Annotated in this window: 16 protein-coding genes; 7 read left to right on the forward strand and 9 right to left on the reverse strand. The window is 72.3% G+C overall.

Translation table 11 applies throughout. The features are described 5' to 3' along the window. Positions 1 to 31: 31 nt before the first annotated feature. The gene (gene rocD, locus FM076_RS20710) at positions 32 to 1,273 is read right to left on the reverse strand and encodes an ornithine--oxo-acid transaminase (protein ID WP_180217817.1); all 1,242 of its coding nucleotides are present in this window, start codon (positions 1,271 to 1,273) and stop codon (positions 32 to 34) included. A gap of 276 nt (positions 1,274 to 1,549) precedes the next feature. Between rocD and trpS the strand changes: the two genes are divergently transcribed. The 3 genes from trpS to FM076_RS20725 all read left to right on the forward strand — a co-directional run bounded on the left by trpS (position 1,550) and on the right by FM076_RS20725 (position 4,437). Then, positions 1,550 to 2,563 carry a tryptophan--tRNA ligase gene (gene trpS / locus FM076_RS20715; RefSeq protein ID WP_173872469.1) on the forward strand — a complete coding sequence of 338 codons (1,014 nt, stop codon included), beginning with the start codon at positions 1,550 to 1,552 and terminating at the stop codon, positions 2,561 to 2,563. A gap of 26 nt (positions 2,564 to 2,589) precedes the next feature. After that, complete coding sequence (locus tag FM076_RS20720) at positions 2,590 to 3,249, forward strand: 2'-5' RNA ligase family protein (protein ID WP_173872470.1); 660 nt, start codon at positions 2,590 to 2,592, stop codon at positions 3,247 to 3,249. A gap of 117 nt (positions 3,250 to 3,366) precedes the next feature. Further along, positions 3,367 to 4,437: a YhjD/YihY/BrkB family envelope integrity protein gene (locus FM076_RS20725; RefSeq protein ID WP_173872471.1), complete on the forward strand. Its 1,071-nt coding sequence runs from the start codon at positions 3,367 to 3,369 to the stop codon at positions 4,435 to 4,437. Here FM076_RS20725 and FM076_RS20730 read toward each other — a convergent pair. Next, positions 4,343 to 5,662 (reverse strand): D-alanyl-D-alanine carboxypeptidase family protein, encoded by a 1,320-nt coding sequence (locus FM076_RS20730; protein ID WP_428814948.1) that lies wholly within the window; start codon positions 5,660 to 5,662, stop codon positions 4,343 to 4,345. The two genes, FM076_RS20725 and FM076_RS20730, sit on opposite strands and share 95 nt — an antisense overlap. Positions 5,663 to 5,920: 258 nt before the next feature. On the opposite strand from FM076_RS20730, the gene FM076_RS20735 reads away from it, so the two are divergent. Next, positions 5,921 to 6,160 (forward strand): SCO4848 family membrane protein, encoded by a 240-nt coding sequence (locus FM076_RS20735; RefSeq protein WP_031029748.1) that lies wholly within the window; start codon positions 5,921 to 5,923, stop codon positions 6,158 to 6,160. 49 nt (positions 6,161 to 6,209) lie between these two features. Further along, positions 6,210 to 7,610 (forward strand): metallophosphoesterase, encoded by a 1,401-nt coding sequence (locus FM076_RS20740; protein ID WP_173872472.1) that lies wholly within the window; start codon positions 6,210 to 6,212, stop codon positions 7,608 to 7,610. On the opposite strand, the gene FM076_RS20745 is transcribed toward FM076_RS20740, so the two are convergent. Together FM076_RS20745 and FM076_RS20750 are read right to left on the reverse strand one after the other, a co-directional pair. Then, positions 7,607 to 8,881 carry an acyl-CoA thioesterase/bile acid-CoA:amino acid N-acyltransferase family protein gene (locus tag FM076_RS20745; RefSeq protein WP_173872473.1) on the reverse strand — a complete coding sequence of 425 codons (1,275 nt, stop codon included), beginning with the start codon at positions 8,879 to 8,881 and terminating at the stop codon, positions 7,607 to 7,609. The genes FM076_RS20740 and FM076_RS20745 overlap by 4 nt on opposite strands. Further along, the gene (locus FM076_RS20750) at positions 8,871 to 10,100 is read right to left on the reverse strand and encodes an MFS transporter (RefSeq protein WP_173872474.1); all 1,230 of its coding nucleotides are present in this window, start codon (positions 10,098 to 10,100) and stop codon (positions 8,871 to 8,873) included. Before FM076_RS20750 ends, FM076_RS20745 begins: the two co-directional genes overlap by 11 nt. A gap of 212 nt (positions 10,101 to 10,312) precedes the next feature. Between FM076_RS20750 and FM076_RS20755 the strand changes: the two genes are divergently transcribed. Together FM076_RS20755 and FM076_RS20760 are read left to right on the forward strand one after the other, a co-directional pair. Beyond that, positions 10,313 to 10,870, forward strand: coding sequence for a quercetin 2,3-dioxygenase (locus FM076_RS20755; protein WP_173872475.1), 558 nt, complete (start codon positions 10,313 to 10,315; stop codon positions 10,868 to 10,870). Beyond that, complete coding sequence (locus FM076_RS20760; protein ID WP_173872476.1) at positions 10,867 to 11,007, forward strand: hypothetical protein; 141 nt, start codon at positions 10,867 to 10,869, stop codon at positions 11,005 to 11,007. The genes FM076_RS20755 and FM076_RS20760 overlap by 4 nt, the downstream gene beginning before the upstream one ends. 71 nt (positions 11,008 to 11,078) lie before the next feature. On the opposite strand, the gene FM076_RS20765 is transcribed toward FM076_RS20760, so the two are convergent. From FM076_RS20765 to FM076_RS20785, 5 genes are all read right to left on the reverse strand, one after another. Beyond that, complete coding sequence (locus tag FM076_RS20765; RefSeq protein ID WP_173872477.1) at positions 11,079 to 11,858, reverse strand: succinate dehydrogenase iron-sulfur subunit; 780 nt, start codon at positions 11,856 to 11,858, stop codon at positions 11,079 to 11,081. Further along, complete coding sequence (gene sdhA, locus FM076_RS20770; protein WP_173872478.1) at positions 11,858 to 13,630, reverse strand: succinate dehydrogenase flavoprotein subunit; 1,773 nt, start codon at positions 13,628 to 13,630, stop codon at positions 11,858 to 11,860. Before sdhA ends, FM076_RS20765 begins: the two co-directional genes overlap by 1 nt. Positions 13,631 to 13,661: 31 nt before the next feature. Continuing rightward, a complete protein-coding gene (locus FM076_RS20775) occupies positions 13,662 to 14,159 on the reverse strand; it encodes a succinate dehydrogenase hydrophobic membrane anchor subunit (RefSeq protein WP_243274586.1) in 498 nt (165 codons plus the stop codon). Positions 14,160 to 14,165: 6 nt separating this feature from the next. Continuing rightward, positions 14,166 to 14,546, reverse strand: coding sequence for a succinate dehydrogenase, cytochrome b556 subunit (gene sdhC / locus FM076_RS20780; RefSeq protein ID WP_016469340.1), 381 nt, complete (start codon positions 14,544 to 14,546; stop codon positions 14,166 to 14,168). Positions 14,547 to 14,714: 168 nt separating this feature from the next. Continuing rightward, on the reverse strand, positions 14,715 to 15,257 hold the full coding sequence (locus tag FM076_RS20785; RefSeq protein ID WP_173872479.1) for a 2-oxo-4-hydroxy-4-carboxy-5-ureidoimidazoline decarboxylase: 543 nt from the start codon (positions 15,255 to 15,257) through the stop codon (positions 14,715 to 14,717). Positions 15,258 to 15,474: the final 217 nt, after the last annotated feature.

A 15,474-nucleotide genomic window follows, 5' to 3' on the forward strand; every position in this document is an offset into this window, starting at 1 on the left:
CGGCGGCGGGCCCGGCCCACCGGTACCGTGCTCAGCCCGCCAGCACCGTACGCAGTTGCTCCAGCCCCCAGTCCAGGTCCTCCTTGCCGATCACCAGGGGCGGGGCGAGGCGGATGGTGGAGCCGTGGGTGTCCTTGGCCAGGACACCCCGTGCCATCAGCTTCTCGGAGATCTCCCGGCCGGTGCCGTAGGACGGGTCGATGTCCACGCCCGCCCACAGGCCGCGGCCGCGCACCTCGCGGACGGCCGCGGCCGGCAGCAGGCCCAGCTCCCGGTGCAGGTGCTCGCCCAGCTCCTTGGCGCGCTGCTGGAGTTCGCCGCCGCGCAGCATCTCCAGCACCTCCAGGGCGACCGCGCACGCCAGCGGGTTGCCCCCGAAGGTGGAGCCGTGCTCGCCGGGCCGGAAGACGCCGAGTACCTCGCGGGAGGAGACGACGGCCGAGACGGGCACCACGCCGCCGCCCAGCGCCTTGCCCAGGACGTACATGTCGGGGACGACGCCCTCCAGTTCGCAGGCGAAGGTGGCGCCCGTGCGGCCCAGCCCGGACTGGATCTCGTCCGCGATGAACAGCACCCCGCGGGAGCGGGTGAGTTCCCTGACTCCCGTCAGGTAGCCGGGCGGCGGCACCAGGACGCCCGCCTCGCCCTGGATGGGTTCCAGGAGGACGGCCACCGTGTCGTCGTCGACGGCGGCCTCCAGCGCCGCCAGGTCGCCGTAGGGGATGATCTCGAAGCCCGGCGTGTACGGACCGTAGTCGGCGCGGGCCTCCTCGTCCGTGGAGAAGCTGATGATCGTCGTCGTCCGGCCGTGGAAGTTGTTGTCCGCCACGACGATCTTCGCCCGGCCGTCCGGGACGCCCTTGATGCGGTAGCCCCACTTGCGGGCGGTCTTGACGGCCGTCTCCACCGCCTCGGCGCCCGTGTTCATGGGCAGCACCATCTCCATGCCGCACAGCTCGGCGAGCTGCGCGGCGAAGTCCGCGAAACGGTCGTGGTGGAAGGCGCGGGAGGTGAGGGTGACCCGGTCCAGCTGGGCCCTGGCCGCCTCGATCAGCCGGGGGTTGCGGTGGCCGAAGTTGAGCGCCGAGTACCCGGCGAGCATGTCGAGGTAGCGGCGCCCCTCGACGTCGGTCACCCACGCGCCGTCCGCGGTGGCGATGACGACGGGGAGCGGGTGGTAGTTGTGCGCGCTGTGGGCCTGCGCGGTGGCGATGCTCTGCGCGCTCGCCGAGGCCGATGCCGATGCCGAGGCCGCGCTCGAGAGGGTGGACATCGTCGTCTCCGTTCCTCTGTGCGTAACGGTGCTGCCCTGTGGGGCCGCACCCTTCCATCTTCCGCCGACGGTGCCGACGGGGAACCGCCGCGTACGGGAGAGACCGCGCCCCCGTCCGCGCAGTCGCGCAGCCGCGCGCCCGGCGGACGCGTGCCCCGCCCCGTGGCGCCCGTGCCCCGTCCCGTGCGGCTGTGCCCCCGCTCCGTGCGGATCCGTGCCCCAGCTCACCCGTGACGGGGTCACTGAGGAGTCCGGGCACCTGAGAGAATGGGGCGCATGGCCAATGATCGTCCTCGTGTGCTGTCCGGTATCCAGCCCACCGCCGGTTCGTTCCACCTCGGCAACTACCTCGGTGCCGTACGCCAGTGGGTGGCGCTCCAGGAGACCCACGACGCGTTCTACATGGTCGTCGACCTGCACGCGATGACGATCCCGAAGGACCCGGCCGAGCTGCGGCACAACTCGCGGATGGCCGCCGCCCAGCTGCTGGCCGCCGGCCTCGACCCCGAGCGGTGCACCGTCTTCCTCCAGAGCCATGTGCCCGAGCACACGCAGCTGAGCTGGATCGTGGAGTGCCTGACCGGGTTCGGTGAGGCCGCGCGGATGACGCAGTTCAAGGACAAGTCGGCCAAACAGGGCACCGACCACACCAGTGTGGGTCTGTTCACCTACCCCGCGCTGATGGTGGCGGACATCCTCGTCTACCACGCCCACCAGGTCCCGGTCGGCGAGGACCAGCGCCAGCACCTGGAGCTGACCCGCAACATCGCGGAGCGCTTCAACAGCCGGTACGGCGAAACCTTCCCCGTGCCCGAGCCGTACATCCTCAAGGAGACGGCGAAGATCTACGACCTCCAGGACCCGTCGGTCAAGATGAGCAAGTCCGCCTCGACCCCCAAGGGCATCGTCGAGCTGCTGGACGAGCCGAAGTCCACCGCGAAGAAGATCAAGAGCGCGGTCACCGACACCGACACCGTCATCCGCTTCGACCGGGACAAGAAGCCCGGTATCAGCAATCTGCTGACGATCTACTCCACCCTGACCGGTGCCGGAATCCAGGAACTGGAGGATAAGTACGCGGGCAAGGGCTACGGTGCGCTCAAGACGGATCTCGCCGAGGTCGTCACGGACTGGGTCACCCCGTTCCGCACGCGTACGCAGGAGTTCATGGAGGACCCCGCGTCGCTGGACAAGATCCTGTTCGACGGCGCCGAGAAGGCCCGCACCGTGGCGGGCGAGACCCTGCGGGACGTCTACGACAAGGTGGGCCTCGTGCCCGGCAGGCGGTGAAGGGACAGGCGGTGAAGGGAGAGGCCATGGGCGGGGCGACCGTGACGCTCGGCGTATCGCTCGCCGTCCCGGAGCCGTACGGCACGCAGCTCCAGAAGCGGCGGGCGTCCTTCGGTGACACCGCCGCGCACGGCATCCCCACCCACATCACCCTGCTGCCGCCCACCGAGGTCGCGGCCTCGGCGCGGCCCGCGATCGAGGCCCACCTGGCGGGCGTCGCCCTCGCCGGCCGGGCCTTCGAGGTGCGGCTGTCGGGCACCGGCACCTTCCGCCCGCTGTCCCCCGTGGTCTTCGTCCAGGTCGCCCAGGGCGGCGCGGAGTGCGCCCGGCTCCAGGAGCGGGTCCGCGACCCGGAGGGCCCGCTCGCCCGCGAGCTGCACTTCCCCTACCACCCGCACGTGACGGTGGCGCACGGCATCGACGAGGAGGCCATGGACCGCGCCCACGCGGAGCTGGCCGACTTCGAGTGCGCCTGGACGGCCACCGGCTTCGCCCTCTACGAGCAGGGCGAGGACCAGGTGTGGCGGCTGGAGAGGGAGTTCCCCTTCGCCCAGGGCACCCCGGGAGCGCAGAGCCCCGGCCACCCCGGACAGACCGCCTCCGCGCTCCAGGTCGCCGTCCCGGCCACCGGCTGCCGCCCGCCCCACCAGCGCCGCAGCGCGCTGCGGCCCCCCGCCACGCTGTAGCCCCGCGGCACCCCGGCTGCCGCGGTCTGCGGGACGGGCCCTTCTAGGTGGCGGGGCCGCACGGGTGACGTCCGGTGCCGGTGGCTGGAGACCGCTCCCGCTGGGCAGGGGGCAGATGTGGAAAGACTGACGAAGCTGCCCCTGGTGGGCCCGCCGCTCGCGTGGTTCCTCACCACGCGCCTGTGGCGCGTCTACCAGCACCTGGAAGACCGCAAGTGGACCCGGCTCGCCGCCGCGATCACCTTCACCAGTTTCCTGGCGCTGTTCCCGATGCTCGCCATCGGCGCCGCCGTGGCGGCGGCGCTGCTCCCGCACGACCAGACGCGGCGGCTCCAGGACACCCTCACCGACCAGGTGCCCGGCATCTCCGACCAGCTGGAGATCCAGTCGCTGGCCGACAACGCGGGCACCGTCGGCCTGGTCGCGGGTCTCGCGCTGCTGCTCACCGGCGGGCGCTGGGTCGGCACGCTGCGCGAGAGCCTGCGCGCCGTGTGGGACCTGGAGGAGGACCCCGGCAACCTCCTGGTACGCCGGGGCACCGACCTGGGCATCCTGCTCGGACTGGGCCTGGTCGGCCTGGTCTCCTTCGGCGGCTCCGCCTTCGCCGTCACCGCCGTGACCTGGGCCGCCGAACGCCTCGGACTGGCCGAGGGCGGCATCGGGACGGTCCTGCTGCGCACCGCGGGCTACGCCGCCGCCGTCGCGGCCGACTTCCTGCTGCTGTGGTACGTGCTCACCCTGCTGCCCCGCGTCCAACCTCCGCGCCGCGCCACGCTCGCGGCCTGCCTCCAGGGCGCCGTCGGCTTCGAGCTGCTGAAGCTGCTGCTCGGCGGCTACCTCCAGCAGGTCGCCGCCAAGAACGTCTACGGCGCCTTCGGCGTGCCCATCGCCCTCCTGCTGTGGATCAGCTTTATGACGAAACTGCTGCTCTACTGCGCCGCCTGGACGGCGACGGCCCCCGCGCCCGGCGGGGGCCCCGACGCACAGCAGCCGGTCAAGGACCTCGTCGACGACGACACGCACGAGGACGGCGCGCGTACCGGCGACGAGGACGGCGCGCGTACCGGCGACGAGGAGGAGACCCGGGACGGCCTCAGCGGCGGCGGCGTCGCGCCAGGTCGGGAAGCGGCCAGCGGCGGTGGACGCCGTAGGCGAGCAGACCCAGCGCCACCAGAACACCCGCGGTGATGCCCAGTGCCACACCGGCGCCGCCCGAGGGCTCGCTCTCGTGGCGCGCGGCCGCGTGGGCGCCCGAGGGGCCACCGGCCTCGCCGCCCTTGCCCGCGGGGGTGCCCCCGCCGCTGGCCGCGCCGCCCGGGCCCACCAGCTGTCCGACCGGCGTGACCTTGCCGTCGGCGGCGAAGCCCCAGTCCAGCAGCCTGGCGGCCTCCTTGTAGACGCCGTGGGCCTCCTGCCCGTCCGGGTGCATGACGGTCACGAGGAGGACCCGGTCACCGCGCTGTGCCACGCCGGTGAAGGTGTTGCCCGCGTGCGTCGTCGAGCCGTTCTTCACGCCCGCGATGCCCGGGTACGGGTCGATGCCCACATCCCCGGTGAGCAGGCGGTTGGTGTTCTGGATCTGGAAGCTCTCGCGCTGCTTCTTGCCGTTCTTCTTCTTTTTCGTCTCCCCCGGGAACTTCGCCGTCGCGGTCGCCGCGTACTCGCGGAAGTCCTTGTTCTGCATGCCGGAGCGGGCGAACAGCGACAGGTCGTAGGCCGAGGACATCTGGCCCTTGCGGTCGTAGCCGTCGGGGCTGACGACCTTCGTGTCGTTGGCGTGCAGCACGCGGGCCCGCTCGTTCATCTCCTTGACGGTCTTGGCCACACCGCCGTTCATGGCCGACAGCACGTGCACCGCGTCGTTGCCCGAGCGCAGGAAGACGCCGAGCCACAGATCGTGCACCGTGTAGGACTCGCCCTCCTTCACGCCCACGAGGCTGCTGCCCTCGCCCATGCCCGCGAGGTCCGCGGGGATCACCTTGTGGGTGCGGTCCCGGGGCAGTTTGGGCAGCACCGTGTCGGCGAACAGCATCTTCAGGGTGCTGGCCGGGGGCAGCCGCCAGTGCGCGTTGTGCGAGGCCAGCACCTTCCCGGACTCCGCGTCGGTGACGATCCAGGAGCGCGCCGTCACCTTGGCCGGGAGTTTCGGCGCGCCCGGCTTCAGCTTCACCTGGGTGCCCGGGCGGCCGAGCTGGGTGCCGCCGACGGTGGACATCTGGGCGGGGGGCCTGGGCTCGGCGTTCTTGCCGTTCGGCTCCCCCTCGTCGGCGTGCGCGGGCAGGGCCGCCGGGACGGTCAGCAGCGAGAGCGTGAACGCGGTCGAGGCCAGTGCGGTGGCGCGGCGCGTGCGCCGGACGCGGCCCGTCCCGGGGCGCGCGGCGGCGCGGTCTGAATAATGCGAAAAAATGGGCACCCTGCGAACGTACAGGCCCACCGGCCCGTTGGGGACGCCGAGGCCCCCCATCGGCGGGCGTCGCTAGGCCAACTCGCCCAGTGCGGCGGGCCGACGGAGGGACGGACAGGGGCCCGGACCCTGCCGCCGGGCACCCGGCCCCCGGGGCCGGACCACGCCGGAGCGGCAGCCATACTTGACATCATGCGCGAAACCCCCACGGCATCCCCCGCCACGGACGCCGCCCTGCGGCCCGAGCAGGCGGAGCGGCGGCCCGGCCTGGTGCTCTCCCGCCGGGTCTCCTGGTTCCTGCTGGCCTTCGGCGTCTGGTCCTGGTTCGTCTGGATCACCTTCGTCAAGAACCTCTGGAAGGACAGCAGCGGACTGGCATTCGACGATGCCGGGGACCCGACCGGTTACTTTTGGATCCACCTGCTGCTGGCGATCACCTCCTTCCTGCTGGGAACGGCGATCGGACTGATCGGCCTCAGGGGACTGCGAGCGGCCCGGCGCGGCTGAGACCGCCGCCCGGACGTGCGGGGGAGTGGAGCGAGGGGGAGGGACGGCCATGGTGGCTGTGTTCGTACTGGTGGGGCTCGCCGTGCTGGGTGCGCTGGCGGGCGCGCACGTGTATCTGTGGCGGCGCTTCGTCCGCGATGTGACGGCGCCCGGAAGCCGGTGGCGCACCGTCGGGGCCGTGCTCGCGGTGGTGCTGCCGCTCACCACGGTCGGTGCCCTGGTCGCGGGGCGCGCGGGGGCGCCCTTCGCCTGGGAGCGGGTACTGGCCTGGCCCGGTTTCCTGTGGCTGGCCTGCCTGCTGTACCTGATGCTGGCCCTGCTCGCGGGAGAGCTGGTGCGGTTCGTACTGGCGCGCACGGCGTGGGGACGGGCCGGGGCCCGGACGGACCGGGCCGTGGAGACGCGGGAGTCCCCCGAGTCCCCCGAGCCGCCGGAGCTTCTGGAGGAACAGGAGCGGGTCGGCGCGGCACGGGAGCGGGCCGGAGCGCGGCGTGCGGCGGACGCCGCCCCGGCCGGTGACTCCGCCCCGGCCGGTGACTCCGCCCCGGCCGGTGACTCCGCCCCGTCCGGGGAGGCCGCCCCGGCCGGTGACCGGGGTGCTCTTGCCGTGCCCCTCTCCGCCCCTGTGCCCAGCCGGCGGGTCTTTCTGGCCCGTACCCTCGCCGTCACGGCGGGGGTCGCGGGGCTCGGCACCACGGCGGCCGGGGCCTACGGCGTGCTGAACGGGCCGACGCTCAAGCAGGTCACCGTTCCGCTCGCCAAGCTGGGCCGGCGCGCGGAGGGGTACCGGATCGCGGTCGTCAGCGACATCCATCTCGGCCCGATCCTGGGGCGGGCGCACACGCGGCGGATCGTCGACACGATCAACAGCGCGCAGCCCGACCTGGTGGCCATCGTCGGTGACCTGGTGGACGGCAGCGTCGCCGACCTCGGTCCCGCCGCCGAGCCGCTGCGCGAGCTGCGGGCCCGGCACGGGGCGTACTTCGTGACGGGCAACCACGAGTACTTCGGCGACGCGCACGCCTGGATCGACCACGTGCGCGAGCTGGGCGTCCACCCCCTGGAGAACGCGCGGCGCGAGCTGCCCGGCTTCGATCTCGCGGGGGTCAACGACATCCAGGGCGAGGAGCAGGGCGAGGGCCCCGACTACGGGAAGGCGCTCGGGGACCGGGACCCGGCGCGGGCCTGCGTGCTGATGGCGCACCAGCCGGTGATGATCCACGAGGCCGTCGACCACGACGTGGACCTCCAGCTCTCCGGCCACACGCACGGCGGCCAGCTGTGGCCGGGCCCGTACCTGGCGGCGCTGGCCAATCCCACGGTCGCGGGACTGGAGCGCTACGGCGACACCCAGTTGTACGTCACCCGCGGCGCGGGCGCCTGGGGGCCGCCGGTGCGGGTGGGCGCCGAGTCGGACATCACCGTCGTGACCCTGGCGGGCAAGGGCTAGTCCTCCAGCAGGTCCAGCACCTTGGGCCAGGAGTCGGCGCGGGCCCGCTGGTCGGCCCGTGCCGTGCGGGTCACGGCGCCGTCGGCCCCGCCCTCCTGGCCGGGCTGGGCCAGCGGGAACCAGTTCACATGGTGCCCGGCGTCCGGGTACAGCAGCTTCTTCGCGCCCTGGCCGGCCATCTCGGCCGCCGAGTCGGCGGAGCCCCACATCCGGTCGTTGCCGCCGGCGACGGCGAGCACGGTGCCGCGGACCCGGTCGAGGGGGATCGGCCCGGTGGGAACGGGCCTGCCGTGGTCGGTCCAGGCCGTGGTGCCGCTGGGGTAGGGGCCGTTGACCTTGGAGGAGGGCGCGTAGGCGACGACGTCGCGGAACACCTCGGGGCGCCGCTGCCCCAGCAGTTGCGCCGCCTCGCTGCCGCGCGAGTTGCCCATGACGGCCAGCCGGTCCGGGTCGGCCCCCGGCTGGGCGCGCAGCAGCTTCCCGGCCCGGGTGAAGTAGTCCAGGTCGATCCGGTCGATGGCGTCGGGCCGCCCGGAGTCCTCGCCGCAGCGGAAGTAGCACACCGACATGGCCGGATGCCCGTGCGAGGCCAGGAGAGCGGCCGTGTAGGTCCCCGCGTTGCCGCCCTCGGAGCCGCCGAAGACGAGGACGGGCGCCTTGCGTGCCCCGCCCTTGGGCGGCAGGTACAGGTCGCCGGCCACCTTGTCCTCGGCGACGGTCAGCTTCCGGTGGGTGGCGCCCTTGGTCAGCCACTGGCGCACCAGGTCCCGGCGGGCGAGGCGTTCGCCCTTGTCGGGGCCGGAGGCGGCGGTCGCGGTGAGCCGCACCGTGTAGGAGCGCTGCGTGCCGGGCGGGCCCGGGTGGTAGGAGAAGGTCTTGCCGCTGCCGGTCAGTTTCGCCTGGCGTCCGCCCGTGGGCAGCATGCCCTCCAGCAGCCGGGCGGTCCCGTCCCCGCCGAGGTCCACGGTGCCGTGCCCGTTCGCGGTGTGCGCGGTCGTCGTCGCCCACTCCTGGCCGTGCCGGTCCTTCGCCTCCGCGCGGACGGCGACGCGCGTACGGGGCTTCAGGCCGGTGAGCCGCACGGACACGGGGTCGTCCGCGCGGGCGACCGGCCGGTCGGTACGGAACTGGATCCCGTGCCGCCCGGCCGGCTTCGCGGGGCCGCCCGCCTGATCACCACCGTCCCCGCCGCCCGCGCAGCCCGCCGCGGCGAGCGCGAGGGCGAGGCCCGCTGTCGTCGTCCGTACGATCCGCATCCGTTCACGTCCCATCGTCCGCACGATACGCATCGCGCGGCGCCGGGTCGGCGTGGGGGCGGTCGGGGGCGAACCGCCGCACGCCGGGGACCGCGGCCGTGGCCGCGCCCACGCCGGTGAGCAGCGCGGCGGCGGCCAGCGGCGCGCCCGTGCCCCACCGTTCGGCCGCCCAGGGGGCCAGCGCGTACCCCAGCGGCACGGCGGCGAGGGACAGCAGCCAGTCGTAGGAGGTGACGCGGGCCAGCGCGGTGGGCGGGATCGCGTTCTGCACCGTCGTCTGCCAGGTGGGGTTGAGGTAGCCGAGGCCCACCATGGCCACCCCGTAGGAAGTGACGGTCCAGGGGGCGGGCGCCGCCGCGGCGAACAGGGCGAGGGGCAGCGCGAACAAGGTGCCGAGCGCGTTGGCCGCCAGCACCGGGCGGCGCGGGCGGAGGCGGGAGGAGAGCGCGTTGCCGGCCAGCAGCCCCACCGCCCCGGCCTGGACGGTGGCCACCCACACCCCCTCGCCGCCCAGCCGCGCCACCGCCACGGCCGGGCCGAGGACCAGCAGCACGCTCAGGCACAGATTGGAGACGGCGTGCGCCAGCAGGCTGGGCCAGTACCAGTCGCGCCCGGTCACCTCCCGCCAGCCCTGCGCCAGATCGGCCCGGAACGGCTGCCTGGGCAGCGGGACGTGTGCCACACGCAGCGTCGCCAGCAGGCAGGCGCTCACCGCGAACGTCGCCGCGTCCAGCAGGAACGCCCAGCCGGGGCCCGCCGTGAGCACCAGCAGTCCGGCGAGGGCTGGGCCGCCCAGCCTGGTGGCGCTTTCGGCCGTCGCCATCAGCGCGTTGGCCCGCTGCCGCGCCTCGGCGCGCACCGTGCCGGCGACCAGGGGGTACAGGCACGGCATCGCGAAGGCGGAGGCCGCGCCGCCCACCGTCTCGGCGGCGGCGAGCACCCCCAACGACGGCTCTCCGCCGAGCAGTTGCAGACCCGCCAGCACTTGCGAGGCGCACCGCACCAGGTCGGTTAGCAGCGCGACGGTGCGGGCGCGCAGCCGGTCCGCGAGCACCCCGCCCACCGGCAGCAGCACCAGTTTGGGCACCATCGCGCAGCCCAGGACGAGGGCGAGCGCGGAGGTGGAGCCGGTGGCGCGGAGGACGGCGAGGGCGAGGGCGGCCGGGACGACGGCGTCCCCCAGCAGGGAGAGGGCGCGGCCGGCGAACAGCACGCGGAAGTCGCGGGTGAGCATGCCCGCACGGTAGGGACGCGGGGTGGGCGCGGGGCGCGGTATCGCTGGGGGCGTATCCGGTGCGGTCCTCTTGTGCGGCGGCCCCCGGGGTGGTTTGCCGGGCGCGACGACGTTGTGTCAGGCTCCCTGACACGATATGCCTGACACGACCCGGCCCGGCCACCGGCACCCCCGGCGCGACCCGGCAGACCGTTTCCGACCCGGAGAACCGCATGACCATCGAGTACGCCACCCCCTACCGGCGGGCCTCCCGCATCCCCGCCGAGCCCGGCAAGCCCTACGTCATCGAGAAGGGCGAGGGCGACCGCGCCCACCTCTTCGGCGACCTGATCACCATTTACGCGGGCGGGGAGCAGACGGAGAACACCTTCAACTTCTTCACCGTCGAAGGCCCCAAGGGCGACCTCGTCCCCGCCCACCTCCACCCCGACACCTACGAGGTCTTCTACGTCACCCAGGGCGCGGTCCGGCTCTTCGTCGAGGACTTGGCCGGCGAGCAGCAGGCGAAGGTCCTCACCCCCGGCGACTTCGGCTTCGTCCCCCGGAACTGCCCGCACGCCTACCGCATCGAGCGCCACCACAGCCAGGTCGTCGGCGTCGCGGCCGGCCCCGGCCACACCTTCGAGCGCTTCTTCGAGAGCCTCGGCGAGCCCACCGAGCGGCACGGGCTGCCCACCGAGCCCGTCGTCCCGTCCCCCGACCGGTTCGCTACCGTGCCCGACCACCACGACGTGCGCTTCCTGCCCGACCACCGGTGGAGGACACGGTGACCGGCCCGACCCCGCGCTGCTCCGGCGCACCCCCGCTGGTTCCCGGAGCCGGCCACGGCTGGTACGGCGCATCCGGCGAGGCGGTGGAGTCCGTGTTCGCGGCCACCCTGGACCTGGTCAGGAGCCGCACGAGCTGACCGCACGCGACCGCGCCCCGCCTCCTGCGAAGGGGACGGGGCGCGGTCGGGTGCGCGTGCGCGTACGTGTCTCAGAAGCGGCGGGTGATCAGGGCCCGCTTGACCTCCTGGATGGCCTTGGTGACCTCGATACCGCGCGGGCACGCGTCGGTGCAGTTGAAGGTGGTGCGGCAGCGCCACACCCCGTCGCGGTCGTTGAGGATCTCCAGCCGCTGCTCGCCGGCCTCGTCGCGCGAGTCGAAGATGAACCGGTGGGCGTTGACGATCGCCGCGGGACCGAAGTACTGGCCGTCGTTCCAGAAGACCGGGCAGGACGACGTGCACGCCGCGCACAGGATGCACTTGGTGGTGTCGTCGAACCGCTCCCGGTCCCCCGGCGACTGGTACCGCTCGCGGGTCGGCTCGTTCCCCTTCGTCACCAGGAACGGCATCACGTCCCGGTAGGCCTGGAAGAACGGCTCCATGTCGACCACCAGGTCCTTGAGGACCGTGAGCCCCTTGATCGGCTCGACGGTGATCGGCTTCTCGGGGCCGATGTCCTTGATCAGGGTCTTGCAGGCCAGCCGGTTGCGCCCGTTGATCCGCATGGCGTCCGAACCGCAGATGCCGTGCGCGCAGGAGCGGCGGAACGTGAGGGTCCCGTCCATCTCCCACTTGATCTGGTGCAGCGCGTCCAGGACGCGCTCCTTCGGGTCGATCTCCAGCGTGAAGTCCTGCCACTCGGGCTCGGCGGAGACCTCCGGGTTGAACCGGCGGATCCGCAGGGTCACGGTGATCAGGTGCGAGGCGCCCTGGCTCCCGGCGTCGGACGGCGAGCCGGCCTCGTTCTTCTCAAGTGTCGCGGTGCCCATCAGTACTTACGCTCCATCGGCTGGTAGCGGGTCTGCACGACCGGCTTGTAGTCCAGCCGGATCGACTCGGTGCCGTCGTCGCCCACCTCGCGGTACGCCATGGTGTGCCGCATGAAGTTGACGTCGTCGCGGTTGGGGTAGTCCTCGCGGTAGTGGCCGCCGCGCGACTCCTTGCGGGCCAGTGCGGAGACCGCCGTGACCTCGGCCAGGTCGAGCAGGTTGCCCAGCTCGATGGCCTCCAGCAGGTCGGTGTTGAACCGCTTGCCCTTGTCCTGGACGCTGATGTCGCGGTAGCGCTTGCGCAGGGCGCCGATCTCCTCGACGGCCTCCTTCAGCGTCTGCTCCGTGCGGAAGACCATGACGTTCTTGTCCATGCACTCCTGGAGCGCCTTGCGGATCTCCACGACCCGCTCGCTGCCGGTGGCGTCCCGCAGGTTCTCGATCTCGTCGAGCACGAAGCGGGCCGGGTCCTCGGGCAGCTCGACGTAGTCGGCGGTCTCCGCGTACTCCGCGGCGGCGATGCCCGCGCGGCGGCCGAAGACGTTGATGTCCAGCAGCGAGTTGGTGCCCAGCCGGTTGGCGCCGTGCACGGAGACGCAGGCCACCTCGCCCGCCGCGTACAGGCCGGGGACCGGTGTGGTGTTGTCCGCCAGCACCTCGCCCCGCACATTGGTGGGGATGCCGCCCATCGCGTAGTGCGCGGTCGGCTGGATCGGCACCGGGTCGGTGTACGGCTCGATGCCCAGGTAGGTGCGGGCGAACTCGGTGATGTCGGGCAGCTTGGCGTCCAGCTGCTCCGGCGGCAGGTGGGTGAGGTCCAGGTAGACGTGGTCGCCGTCCGGGCCGCAGCCGCGGCCCTCGCGGATCTCGGTGTAGATCGCGCGGGAGACGACGTCGCGGCTCGCCAGGTCCTTCATGACGGGCGCGTACTTCTCCATGAAGCGCTCGCCGTCCTTGTTGCGGAGGATGCCGCCCTCACCGCGGGCGCCCTCCGTCAGCAGGATGCCCATCTTCCAGATGCCGGTCGGGTGGAACTGGAAGAACTCCATGTCCTCCAGCGGCAGCCCGCGCCGGAACGCGGCGGCCTGGCCGTCACCGGTCAGGGTGTGCGCGTTGGAGGTGACCTTGAAGAACTTGCCGTTGCCGCCCGAGGCGAAGACGACCGACTTGGCCTGGAAGACGTGCACCTCACCGGTGGCCAGCTCGTAGGCGACCACGCCGGCGGTCTTCTTGACGCCCTCGTCCTCGTTGAGCAGCAGGTCCAGGACGTAGAACTCGTTGAAGAACTCCACGCCCTCCTTGACGCAGTTCTGGTACAGCGTCTGGAGGATCATGTGGCCGGTGCGGTCCGCCGCGTAGCAGGAGCGGCGCACCGGGGCCTCGCCGTGGTTGCGGGAGTGCCCGCCGAACCGCCGCTGGTCGATCTTGCCCTGCGGGGTGCGGTTGAAGGGCAGGCCCATCTTCTCCAGGTCGAGGACGGAGTCGATGGCCTCCTTCGCCAGGATCTCGGCGGCGTCCTGGTCGACCAGGTAGTCACCGCCCTTGATCGTGTCGAAGGTGTGCCACTCCCAGTTGTCCTCCTCGACGTTGGCGAGGGCGGCGGCCATGCCGCCCTGGGCCGCGCCGGTGTGGGAGCGGGTGGGGTAGAGCTTGGTCAGCACCGCGGTGCGGCTGCGCTTGGTGGCCTCGATGGCCGCGCGCATACCGGCGCCGCCCGCGCCCACGATGACGGTGTCGTACTTGTGGATCTTGACGTTGTTCTGGTTGCTCATCGGGAAAACCTCAGCCTTCAGCCCCGGTACGTCAGCGGATGTTCGGGTCGAAGGTGAAGATCACCAGCGTGCCCAGCAGGACGGTGAAGACGGTGGCCGCGTACAGCAGCATCTTGAGCCAGAAGCGGGTGTTGTCGCGCTCGGCGTAGTCGTTGATCACCGTGCGCAGCCCGTTGGCGCCGTGCAGCATCGCCAGCCACAGCATCAGCAGGTCCCACACCTGCCAGAACGGCGAGGCCCAGCGGCCCGCCACGAAGGCGAACCCGACCTTGCTCACGCCGCCGTCCAGCACCAGCTGGATGAGCAGGTGGCCCAGGACGAGCACCACCAGCACGATGCCCGACAGCCGCATGAACAGCCACGTCTGCATCTCGAAGTTGCCGCGGGACGCCTTGGGCGTCTTCGCGGTCCGCTTGCGCGGCGGCTCGATGACGGGAGCCGGGTGGTCCACGTCGTACAGCGCGACGCTGTCGGCGGGTCCATCGGGTCCGTCGGTGGTCTTCGATTCGGTCGTCTCGGTCGTCGACATCACGCATCAGCTCCCGAACAGCTCGCGCAGCGTGTGCTGCAGCACCGGGTAGAAGGCACCAGCCATGAGGACGATCCACACGCCCATCACGGTCCACAGCATCTGCTTCTGGTACCTCGCGCCCTTCGACCAGAAGTCCACCGCGATGACCCGCAGGCCGTTGAGCGCGTGGAAGAGGATGGCGGCCACCAGGCCGTACTCCATCAGGTTGACGAGGGGCGTCTTGTAGATCGCGACAGTGTCGTCGTACGCCTCGGGTGAGACACGCACGAGCGCGGTGTCGAGGACGTGCACGAACAGGAAGAAGAAGATGAGGACGCCGGTGACTCGGTGAGCCACCCAGGACCACATTCCTTCCCGGCCGCGGTACAGCGTTCCAGCCGGCACGGAAAAACCCTCCGGGAGCGGACATTGGGGCCTGCCGGCTTCAGGTGTCGGGCGGGCCCGGCCGGGTACGGTCCACCGGCCTCAGTCATCGTAGCGACGGGGTGTCGGCACGTTCGCCCAGGGGTGTGCAGGTGTGATCAATCAGGCACGGACGGCCTACCTGGGCGGTCAGCGGTGCGGCCCAGGTTCCGCGGTGCCCCACATGGCCAGTCGCCCCAGCCGGCCCCGTGCCAGCAGGCGCAGCTCCTCCGCGGTGACGGCCCACTCCTCGTCCGCGTCGTTCTCCAATCGTGTCCTGATCCCCGCCAAGACGTGATCGAGGCGCTCCTCGGCGGCCAGGCCGTCCAGGCAGCACAGGAACGCGTGGCCGAACTTCCGCTCGTAGGCGCCGTGGGCGGCGCGCAGGGCGGTGTGCGCGGCGAGCACGCCCGGCTGCGGCTCGCCGTCCAGGGGGTGCGCGGCCGGTTCCCCGGCCAGCGCCTCGCGCAGATCGGCGGTGGTCAGGTCGTAGCTGGCCTCGTCGGCCGCCGCGAGCAGCGCCTCGACGGTGGGGTAGGGCCGGTGCTCGGCGACGCGCCGCGCCCAGCGGCGGCTGCCGCAGCAGTGGTGGAGCAGGACCTCGGCCGCGCCGGGAGCCAGGTCGTTGAGCCGGTCCAGAGGGGTCTTCGTCCGCGTCGGTGACGGTGAGGGCGAGGGCGGGGAAAGGCTCATGTGCTCCGTAAGTCAGGATGAAGATCCACATGTCGGCGGCCCGGAGTGGTCACGCTAGCCGCGCCGGGCCGGGTGGCGGCCGTCTCCCCTGGGTTTTTCACCCGGAAGGGAACGCGTGGGAACGCATACCTGACGGGGGAGGACCGGAAAGGGGAAATACCGTATTCGTATGGGACGAAACAGGTCAAAGAAGTGCGGCGGGTCCGCAGCCGGAGCG

The organism is Streptomyces albus subsp. chlorinus (assembly GCF_013302895.1).
Classification (GTDB): domain Bacteria; phylum Actinomycetota; class Actinomycetes; order Streptomycetales; family Streptomycetaceae; genus Streptomyces; species Streptomyces chlorinus.